We start from the raw sequence: 1,087 nt of genomic DNA, 5'->3' as shown, positions 1-1,087 counted from the left end.
ACAGTAGGCAATTTATGTTAAATCTTAGCAGGTACAGAACTTAATCTCAGACAAGATGTAAAATAAAAATACATTTTATTTTGTATACATCGGGGAATCATGAAGATTTTACCGGTGAGTTTGTGGACTCGGAATGGCAAAGATGAATCTTAAATTATCAGACATAGAATGATAAGGTTGTATGTCAAAAGGGAAACAGCCCAGAACAAGAGTTAAGGTTCCAAAGTTATTATTAAGTGAAATTAAGAAGGTTTTTCTCTAAGTCGACAAGGAGATTGGCTTAGAAGCAGCCATAATTTAAAGATCTCGTACCAGAGCACTTGTTAAATGTTAAAAGCATCGAAAATTTAACGGATCTAAATAATACACCGATACCTTGTCTTTAAATAATTATAATTATTTATGGGGTAGCAGAACGTTGAGTAAATATTGGTATTTTTTTATATTAAAAAAAGTATATTATAACTCAAGTGAGAATGGTGACATGAGTAACTAAAAAGTATAATTAGATTTACAATCTAATTAACTCGCCTAAAGCTTATGGTGAATTTAAGTAACGGCCTCTAAGTTTATAACCTTAAGGTTAAAACGATGAGAAAATGCTAATTGCTATCAATGACAACATTTTTAAGTGAAAAGTGTTCAGGAAATAATTAGTAATATTTAGACCGTTCCTAGGAACTATAGAAAGTAAGCTAGTAGAGAATACGAAGGCGCATGAGATAACAATCTTAAAGGAACTCGGCAAATTGACTACCGTAACTTAGGGATAAGGAGGGCTCATTTATATTGATTAATATCAAGTATAAAGGAAGAAGCATAAAATAATGTTGTACGACTGTTTAATTAAAACAAAGCACTTTGCATAACGATGAGAAATCTAAGTATTGAGTGTGATATCTGCCCGATGCCGGAAGGTTAACAATAGTAACTAAATTTTTATAGATTTGGTTTTTGCAGAATCCCCGGTGAATGGCGGTCTTAACGTGAGGATCCTAAGGTAGCGAAATGCCTTGGCCGTTAAATGCGGTCTTGCATGAATGATGTAACGATACAACAGCTGTCTCTATGATTGACTCAGTGAAAT

1 rRNA gene is annotated in these 1,087 nt (G+C 33.1%); it reads left to right on the top strand.

From position 1 onward, the window contains the following. A 23S ribosomal RNA gene (locus ACYVEA_RS34505) occupies positions 1-1,087 on the top strand; the annotation flags it as partial.

Source organism: Spirosoma jeollabukense (assembly GCF_054777855.1).
The sequence above is the reverse complement of the archived record's forward strand: the minus strand, read 5'-3'. Positions and strand labels throughout refer to the sequence as shown.